The sequence below is a fragment of the Phenylobacterium sp. genome (assembly GCF_044236515.1).
Lineage (GTDB): Bacteria > Pseudomonadota > Alphaproteobacteria > Caulobacterales > Caulobacteraceae > Phenylobacterium.
In genome coordinates this window covers 1-8,835 of record NZ_JBIIGK010000124.1, presented here as the reverse complement: position 1 = coordinate 8,835, position 8,835 = coordinate 1, and the positions used below count along the sequence as shown (strand labels likewise).

General features: G+C 71.7%; 7 protein-coding genes and 1 pseudogene. 4 read left to right on the top strand and 4 right to left on the bottom strand.

The window, feature by feature from the left end; all coding sequences use genetic code 11:
• The 4 genes and pseudogenes from ACILRF_RS12145 to hisG form a co-directional block, all read left to right on the top strand.
• Nucleotides 1-841, top strand: a pseudogene (locus ACILRF_RS12145) (glucose-6-phosphate isomerase); the annotation flags it as partial.
• Between the two features lie 303 nt (nt 842-1,144).
• A complete protein-coding gene (gene hisS, locus ACILRF_RS12140) occupies nt 1,145-2,629 on the top strand; it encodes a histidine--tRNA ligase (protein WP_395673231.1) in 1,485 nt (494 codons plus the stop codon).
• 3 nt (nt 2,630-2,632) lie between these two features.
• Nucleotides 2,633-3,751 carry an ATP phosphoribosyltransferase regulatory subunit gene (locus tag ACILRF_RS12135; protein ID WP_395673229.1) on the top strand — a complete coding sequence of 373 codons (1,119 nt, stop codon included), beginning with the start codon at nt 2,633-2,635 and terminating at the stop codon, nt 3,749-3,751.
• Nucleotides 3,748-4,710, top strand: a complete 963-nt coding sequence (hisG, locus tag ACILRF_RS12130; protein ID WP_395673227.1) for an ATP phosphoribosyltransferase — start codon at nt 3,748-3,750, stop codon at nt 4,708-4,710. Before ACILRF_RS12135 ends, hisG begins: the two co-directional genes overlap by 4 nt.
• Before the next feature lie 306 nt (nt 4,711-5,016).
• On the opposite strand, the gene ACILRF_RS12125 is transcribed toward hisG, so the two are convergent.
• From ACILRF_RS12125 to ACILRF_RS12110, 4 genes are all read right to left on the bottom strand, one after another.
• Nucleotides 5,017-7,071 carry a M13 family metallopeptidase gene (locus ACILRF_RS12125; RefSeq protein WP_395673225.1) on the bottom strand — a complete coding sequence of 685 codons (2,055 nt, stop codon included), beginning with the start codon at nt 7,069-7,071 and terminating at the stop codon, nt 5,017-5,019.
• A 112-nt stretch (nt 7,072-7,183) separates the two neighbouring features.
• The gene (locus ACILRF_RS12120) at nt 7,184-7,627 is read right to left on the bottom strand and encodes a copper chaperone PCu(A)C (protein ID WP_395673223.1); all 444 of its coding nucleotides are present in this window, start codon (nt 7,625-7,627) and stop codon (nt 7,184-7,186) included.
• An 8-nt stretch (nt 7,628-7,635) separates the two neighbouring features.
• The gene (locus tag ACILRF_RS12115; protein WP_395673221.1) at nt 7,636-8,127 is read right to left on the bottom strand and encodes a YcnI family protein; all 492 of its coding nucleotides are present in this window, start codon (nt 8,125-8,127) and stop codon (nt 7,636-7,638) included.
• On the bottom strand, nt 8,115-8,835 hold a 721-nt coding region (locus ACILRF_RS12110; RefSeq protein ID WP_395673219.1), incomplete at its 5' end, for a TonB-dependent receptor domain-containing protein. The genes ACILRF_RS12110 and ACILRF_RS12115, both read right to left, overlap by 13 nt.

The window sequence follows — 8,835 nt, the reverse complement described above, 5'->3', positions numbered from 1 at the left end:
GTGGGTCGGCGGCCGTTATTCGGTGTGGTCGGCGGTCGGGCTGTCCTGCGCCATCGCCCTCGGCCCCGACGCCTTCGAGGCCATGCTGGCCGGGGCCGCGGCCATGGACGCCCATTTCCGCGAGGCGCCGCCTGAGGCCAACGCGCCGCTGCTCCTGGCCCTGGCCCACGTCTTCAACCGCAACGGCCTTGACCGGCCGGCGCGGGCCGTCGTGCCCTACGCCCAGCGCCTGCGACTGCTGCCCGATTTCCTCCAGCAGCTGGAGATGGAATCCAACGGCAAGCGGGTCGCCGCCGACGGCGGACCGGTCGCCCACGCCACCGCCGCGACGGTGTTCGGCGACGCCGGCTCCAACGGCCAGCATGCCTTCTTCCAGCTCCTGCATCAGGGCACGGACATCATCCCGGTGGACATCGTCGCGGTGCGCGAAGCTACGGAGGGCGACCCCGCCGCCCAGCGCAAGCTGCTGGCCAACGCCATCGCCCAGGCCGAGGCGCTGATGGTCGGCCGCAGCGAGGCCGACGTGCGCGCCGAACTCGCCGCCAAAGGCCTGGCCGTCGCGCGGATCGACGCGCTCGCGCCGCAACGCACCTTCCCCGGCGACCGGCCGTCCAGCTTCATCCTCATGGACCGCCTGACGCCGCAGGCGCTCGGCGCCCTGATCGCCCTCTATGAGCACAAGACCTTCGTGGAAGGCGTCCTGTGGGGCATCAACAGCTTCGACCAGTGGGGCGTCGAACTCGGCAAGACCCTCGCGACCCGGGTTCTGGCGGAACTCGAAGGCGGCGAGGCCGGAGCGCATGACGCCTCGACCGCGGCCCTGATCGCGCGGCTGCGCTAGCCCCGGCCACTTCGGCAGCGAGGGACGGAGAGGCGGGTCCGCCCGCCGACTCGCTTCGTTCACACATCTCGGCTATAGCGGCGCCGCAATGACCCGCCGCGCCCACCATCACGGCCATCACCATCCGACCCGCGCGGGATCGGCTTGGGATCGCTTGGCTTAAGCGCGACCCCTTCCGAGCCCCGCCGACCGCGGACGGGGCTGGACAATCCGGCGCCGTCCTGACCCTCGAGCCTCCAGGACCCGACGCATGGACCGCCTTCCTTCCTTGAGCCCGCCGCCCGCAAAGGCTAAGCGCGCCTCATGACCACTGAGCCGACCCGCCCCAAATCCAGTGGGCCCGAAGCGCGCGCCCCGCGCGGCTTCGTCGATCGCCGTGCACGCGACCTGGCCGCCGAGCGCGCCATCCTCGACGCGGTCTCCGCGGTCTACGAGCGCTATGGCTTCGAGCGGCTGGAGACGGGGGCGTTCGAATATGCCGACGCCCTTGGCAAGTTCCTGCCCGACGCCGACCGGCCGAACGAGGGCGTCTTCGCCCTGCAGGACGACGACGAACAGTGGATGGCCCTGCGCTACGACCTGACCGCGCCGCTGGCGAGGTTCGCGGCCCAGAACTGGGAGACGCTGGCCAAGCCGTTCCGCCGCTATGCCTACGGCCCGGTCTGGCGCAACGAGAAGCCCGGCCCCGGCCGCTTCCGCGAGTTCGTCCAGTGCGACGCCGACACGGTGGGCTCGGCCCGCCCGGAAGCGGACGCCGAGATCATCGCCATGGCCGCCGACGGCCTTCTCGCCGCCGGCCTGCCGGCCGGCACGGCGGTGCTGAAGATCAACAATCGCAAGCTGCTCAACGGCCTGATGACCGCGGCCGGTGTCGCCGACGAGGGCCAGAAGCTCGCCGTGCTGCGCGCCGTCGACAAGCTTGACCGGTTGGGTCCCGACGGCGTGCACCTGCTGCTCGGCGAGGGCCGACTGGACGAATCCGGCGCCTTCACCAAGGGCGCGGGTCTCGGCGCCCAGGCGGCCGAGCGGGTCCTGGCCTTCACCGCCGCGGCGGCCGGCGGCGACCGCGCCGCGACCCTCGCCACCCTGGCCGGGGTGATCGGCGGCTCGGCCGAAGGCGACGAAGGGCTGGCGGAACTGGCGGCCATCGATGCGGCCCTGACCGGGCTTGGCGTCGGCGCCGACCGCGCGGCCTTCGATCCGTCGGTGGTGCGCGGACTTGAGTACTACACCGGCGCGGTGTTCGAGGCCGAGCTGCTGCTGCCGACCATCGACGAGAAGGGCCAGGCCGTGCGCTTCGGCTCCGTCGGCGGCGGCGGCCGCTACGACGACCTTGTCGCCCGCTTCACCGGCGAACGGACCCCGGCCACCGGCTTCTCGTTTGGCGTCTCCCGCCTGGCCGCGGCCCTGCGCGCCGCCGGCCGCGACCTGACCGCCCAGGCCCGTGGCCCGGTGGTGGTGATCGCCTTCGACCAGACCCGCATGGCCGACTACTTCGCCGTCGCCGGCGAGCTGCGCGCCGCCGGGATCGCGGCGGAAGTCTACCTTGGCGCGTCGGGCATGAAGGCGCAGATGAAGTATGCCGACCGCCGCCTGTCGCCGGCCGCCGTCATCGTCGGCGAGGATGAACTGGCCGCCGGGACCGTGACCCTCAAGGACCTTGATCTCGGCCGTGAGCTGTCCAGCAAGGTCACCGACAACGCCGCCTGGCGCGAGCAGCGCCCGGGCCAGCAGACCATCCCGCGCGGCGAGCTCGTCGCGGCGGTCCGCACGATCCTGGAGGCCTGAGCCGTGAGGATCGAACCTGCCGTTCCCGCCGACGCCGTGGCCGCGATCCGGGCGCCGCTCGCCGCGGCCGGCGCCGCGCCGATCGACGCGCCGCTGGTCCAGCCGCTCGGCCTCACCCTCGATCTCGCGGGCGAGGCGATGCGCGCCCGGCTATTCGTCGTCCAGGCTGAGGGCGGCGCCGAGGCCTGCCTGCGCCCCGACTTCACCGTCGCCGTCGCCCGTCGCCACATCGAGAGCGGCGCGGCGGCCGGCCGTTACATCTACCAGGGCCCCGCCTTCCGGGCGTCGCTGGACGGCCGCCAGCCCGAGGAGTTCCTCCAGCTTGGTCTCGAGCACTTCGCCGCGGCCGCCGATCCGGTCGCCGCCGACGTCGAAGCGGTGACCCTCGCCTGGCGCGCCGCTGAGGCCGGCGGTCGCCGGGACCTGACCCTGTGTCTGGGCGACGTCGGCCTGTTCGCCGCCTTCATCCAGTCGCTGTCTCTGGCCCCGGCGCTGGCCGCCCGGCTGGCGCGGATCGCCGGTCGGCCGCGCCTGTTGCAGGCCGAACTGGCCCGCGCCGGCGCCGAGGTCGCGCCCGCCGAGGCCTCGCCGCTCGCCGCCATGCTCGCCGGTCTGCCGGAGGACAAGGCCGGAGACCTGCTGGTCGAGATGTGGGCCCTGGCCGGCGTCGAGCCGGTCGGCGGCCGTGGCGCGGCCGAGATCGCCGCCCGCTTGGTGCGCAAGGCGGAGGCCCGCGAGGCGCCGACTCTGACCCAGGGCCAAGCCGATGCGGTGCGCGAGTTCATGGCCATCTCCGCCGCGCCCGCCGCCGGCCTGATCCGGGTGCGCGAACTGGCCGGACGCAGCGCGCCGGCCCTGGACGCCGCCCTCCGCGCCTGGGAGGCGCGGCTGGCGCAACTCCCGGCGGCGGACATCCAGTTCGCCCCCGCCCTCGGCCACGCCTTCGACTACTACGACGGCCTGACGTTCGAGATCCGCAGCGCCACGCTCGGGGCCGATCGGCCAGTGGCGGTCGGCGGGCGCTACGACGGCCTGCTGGCCCGGCTGGGCGGACCGGCCGACGGCCGCGCGGTCGGATGCATGGTGCGCCCGTGGCGCGCGTTCGCGGGAGGCGAGGCATGAGCGGGCAATTGATCCTGGCGGTTCCCTCCAAGGGCCGGCTCAAGGAACAGGTCGACGCCTGGCTGGCCGACTGCGGCGTGCCGCTGCAGTCGGTCGGCGGGTCGCGCGGCTACCGCGCCGAACTCAAGGGCCTGCCCGACGTGCAGGTCCGCCTGCTGTCGGCCGGCGACATCGCCGAGGGCCTCGACGCCGGCGACATCCACCTGGGCGTCACCGGCGAGGACCTGCTGCGCGAGCGCGGCGAGCTCGACGGCCGGGTGATGCTGCTGCGCGCCCTCGGCTTCGGCCGCGCCGACCTGGTGGTGGCCGCGCCCAAGAGCTGGCTTGACGTCGACGGCATGGCCGACCTCGAGGACGTCGCCCACGACATCCTGGCCCGCACCGGCCGACGGATGCGGGTGGCCACCAAATACCTGACCCAGACCCGGGCCTTCTTCGCCCGGCACGGCGTCGCCGACTACCGCATCGTCGAATCCGGCGGCGCGACGGAGGGGGCGCCGGCCGCCGGCGCAGCCGAGGTGGTGGTCGACATCACCACGACGGGTGCGACCCTGGCCGCCAACGGTCTGAAGACCCTCGACGACGGGCTGATTCTCAAGAGCCAGGCGCAGCTGGCCGCCAGCCTGCGCGCCGTCTGGAGCCGCGAACAGGCCGCCGCCGCCGAGAAGCTGTTGCGGGTCATCGAGGCCCGGGCCGGGGCCCTGACGAGCGCCACCCTGATCTGGCCGATGACCGGCGGCGCGGAGGAGACGGCGATCGTCGAGCGTCTCGCCGCCGAGGGCGCTTCGCGCCGGCCGAACGGCCTGCTGATCGACGCGCCTCGGGTCGCCGAAGCGGCGTCGGCGCTGACTCGCGCCGGCCTCGGTCCCGTCACCGCCGCCCGCCCGGATTTCGTCTTCGATGTCGGCTGCCCGCCGTACGAGCGGCTTTCCGCCGCCTTATTTGGCGTCCATGCCTAAAATCTGTGCGTCAAATTGGATGCAATGACGAAAATCTGACACAGACCCGCAATGCAGGCCGTTGACTTGCCCCAGAAATTGCCGTTCCTTGGACCTGCGAGAGACATGAAGGCTCCTAAGTCCTGAAGTCTCCGGCGTTTCGGGGAGGAAACGCCTTCTATCCGAGCGAAAGCTCAAATGAGGCCCGCTGCGATTATCCCCCGCAGCGGGTCTTATTTTTTGCCTGACGCAATTTTTGACGAGGGTGTCAATTTCTTCTGGTCGAGGCAAAGGGAACCGCCCGCCGAGGCGGGCGGAACACCCGGGCTACCAAATCCTGACGCGCTCCTCGGGGGCGACGTACATCTTCTGGCCGGGCTTGACGCCGAACGCCTCGTAGAAGGCGTCGATGTTGCGGACCGGCAGGTCGACCCGGCTCTGCGGCGGCGCGTGCGGGTCGGAGACCAGCAGCTGCTTCATCCGATCGTCGCGGTACTTGGCCCGCCAGACTTGCGCCCAGCCGAGGAACACCCGCTGGTCGCCCGTCAGGCCGTCGAGCACCGGCGCCGGCTTGCCCTTCAGCGAGATGCGGTAGGCGTCGAGACCAAGCAGCAGCCCGCCGAGGTCAGCGATGTTCTCGCCCATCGTCAGGTCGCCGTTGATGAAGGCGCCGGGCAGGATCTCCTGGGCCGAATACTGTTTGCCGAGCTTGACCGCCTCGGCCTGAAAGCGAGCGGCGTCCTCTGCCGTCCACCAGTCGGTCAGCCGCCCGTCGCCGTCGGACTTGCGCCCCTGGTCGTCGAAGCCGTGGGTGATCTCGTGGCCGATCACGCCGCCGATGGCGCCGTAGTTCACCGCCGGGTCGGCGTCGGGGTCGAAGAACGGCGGCTGCAGGATGCCCGCGGGGAAGACGATCTCGTTCTTGGTCGAGGAGTAGTAGGCGTTGATGGTCGGCGGGGTCATGCCCCACTCGCCGCGATCAACGGGCTTGCCCAGCCGGTTGGCCCGATAGGCCCACTCGAAGCCGGAGGCGCGCTTGACGTTGCCGAACAGGTCGTCGGGCCGCAGGTCCAGCGCCGAATAGTCCCGCCAGGTGTCGGGATAGCCGATCTTGACCGTGAACTTGGACAGCTTCTCCAGCGCCTTGGCCTTGGTCGCGGGCCCCATCCAGGTGAGGTTCTCGATTCGCCCCTTCATGGCCGCTTTGATGTCGGCCACCAGGGCGTCCATCTTGGCCTTGCTCTCCGGCGGGAAGTAGGCGTCGACGTAGAGCTTGCCGAGCGCCTCGCCGACCTGGTTGTCGACCAGGATCACCGCCCGCTTCCAGCGCGGCTGCTGCTGCGGCTGGCCCGACAGGGTCTTGGAGCGGAAGTCGAAGTGTGCCTCGTCGAACGCCTTCGGCAGATAGGGCGCGGCGTTGTCCACCAGGTTGAAGGCCATCCAGGCCTGCAGGGTGTCGACCGGTGTCTTGGCGTAGATGGCGGCGATCTTCGGGAAGGCGGTGTTCTCCGCGACCACCACCTTTTCTCGGCCCGCCAGGTTCATGCCGGCCATGAAGCCCTGCCAGTCGAAGCCGGGGGCGTAGGCCGGCAGCTTGGACACGTCGAAGGGATTGTAGGTTTTGTCGTCGTCGCGGCGTTCGGCCCGGGTCCACGACACCTTGGCGATCTCGGTCTCGACGGCGACGATGGCCTTGGCGTGAGCGGCCGGCTGCGGCCAGCCGGCCAGGGTGAGCATCTTGGCGACATAGGCCTCGTAGGCCTGGCGCTGCGGCGCGAAGCTGTCCTGCAGGTAGTAGTCGCGGTCGGGCAGGCCGAGGCCGGCCTGGCCGAGGTAGACCGTGTAGTTCATCGGGTCTTTGGCGTCGTCGTAGATCGCCGCCGAGAAGAACGAGGAGCCGAAGTCGCGCATCGACTCGCCCATCAGGCGGGCGATCTGCGCGTGGTTGCGGGCGGCGCGGATCTGGCCGAGATCCTCGGCCAGGACGGCGGTCCCGCGCGCCTCGACCTTCGCCTCGTCGAGGAAGCTGCGATAGAGCGCGCCGACCTTGGCGGTCGGTCCGGTCGCGGCGCGGTCGGCCGCCGCCTTCTCGGCCACCGCGTGCATCCGCGACTTGGAGAGCTCGTCCAGCGCGTTGAACGCGCCATAGGTCGAGCGGTCGGCCGGGATCTCCAGCCTGTCGAGATAGCCGCCGTTGGCGTGGCGGAAGAAGCTGTCGCCGGGGCTGACGTTGAGGTCGCGGCCGGAAAGGTCGATCCCCCAGGCGCCCATCCGCTTGGCCGCCGCGAGGTCGGCGGCGGCGGCCGGCTGGGCCAGGACGGGGGCCGGCGCGCCGGACAGCAGGGCGGCGACCGCGACGGCGCCGAGCCAGGTGGTCTTCATGTCGGATTGGGCTCGCTATGTGGAATTCGCAACGGACGTGACCATGCCCCGCCTTGAGGGTGTCACGCCCGTTACATTTTCGTCAGGCGAGCCGCCGGTCAATGCCGGGAGGTCAGTGGCGGCCGCGGGCGGGGGCGGCGCCGGCGCGGACCTCGAGCTGGCCGGTCGCCGACCGCCCCCCCTCGAAGCGCAGGGTGACGGGCACGCGGCCGCCGATGTTCAGCGGCTGCTTCAGGCCGATCAGCATCAGGTGGCGGCCGTTGGGCTGGAACACCACCCGCCCGCCGGCCGGGATCACCACCCGCGGCTCGGCGCTCATGCGGCTGACGCCGTTGGTGACGGTGGTGCGGTGGATTTCGGTCCTGGCGGCCACGGCGCTTTCGACGCCGATCAGGGCGACGGGCGCGCGATCGGTGTTGGCGATCGTCAGATAGCCGACGCCGGTGAAGCCGGCTCCGGCCGGGCGGCTCCAGCCTTCGGTGACGCGGATCTCGGCGTGCGCGGCGCCGGCGGCCGCGGCCGCGGCCACGGCGAGGGCGAGGGGCAGGACTTTCATGGCAATCCTCAATGGTTGTGCTGCGGGCCGGCCACGGGGGCGGCGGGGATGATACGGAACACCGGGGCCGGGGTCGGGCCGCCGAGCATCGGCGGCTGGTCCCAGCGGGTCTCGGTCGCACCGCAGGTCTGGATGGCGGCGAACTCGATCTCGCCAACGACGTCCGGCAGCTTCAGGAAGACGGCGAACTCGTCGAACTGGTCGGGCGGCAGGTTTCCGGTCCAGGTCACTGCCTGGATCTCGCCGCCCTCGCCGGGCCGCTGCTCGATGCTGACCGTCCAGCCGGCCTTCGGCTGGGCGCGCATCGCCGGCAGGCCGGCGGGCGCCTCGATCCGCACCGCCGTGGTCGCCTCGGCGCCGGTGCAGGCGTGGCCGACCCGGAAGCGGATGGCCTGATAGCTGCCGGCCGGCGCCTCGGCCGGGATCGGCGAGATGTGCGCCGCCGCCTGGCCGGCCGCGCCGAGCCCGGCGACGAACGCGGCGGTTCTCAGAAGTCCCATTTGACGCCTCCGAAGATGGAACGGCCGTCGCCCGGCCAGTAGGCGGCGCTGCCCGCGCCGGTGGTGATCTGTGGCTGGACGTTGGAAATGTAACGCTTGTCGGCGAGGTTGCGCGCCTCGACGAACACCGCGAGGCCGTCACGCAGCTCGACGCCGGCGTTGAGGTTCACCAGCACATATCCGTCGGCCTTGTCGGTGTTGGCGAAGTCGCTCCAAACCCCCGACGGCGACCATTCCAGCGACGGCGCCACGAACGCCCCGCCGGGATGCTGGTAGCGCAGCTCGGCCCGGTAGAAATGCTCGGGGACGACCGGCAGCCGCCTGCCGTCGTAAGGCCGGCCGCGGAACCGGAAGTCCGACCAGGTGTAGGTCTGGCGCAGCCGCAGCGACCCGACGGTCCAGTCCAGCGCCGCCTCCAGGCCCTGGTGCACGGTCTCGTCGGCATTGAAGGTGATGGCCGGCCCGTTCGCCGCCGTCGCGTAGAGCAACAGTTCGTCGCGCAGTTCGGCGCGATAGGCGCTCACGTCCCAGGCCAGCGCGCCGCGCCGGCCACGGGCGCCGATCTCGGCGGTCCAGGCGCTCTGGGCGTCGATGTCCGCCAGTCCCTGATTGCTCGGCGACAGGGCGCTGAAGTTCGGCGGCTCGACCGAGCGGGTCAGGTTGGCGAACACCTGCTCTCCCCCGGGCGCTTGCCACAGCAGCCCGATG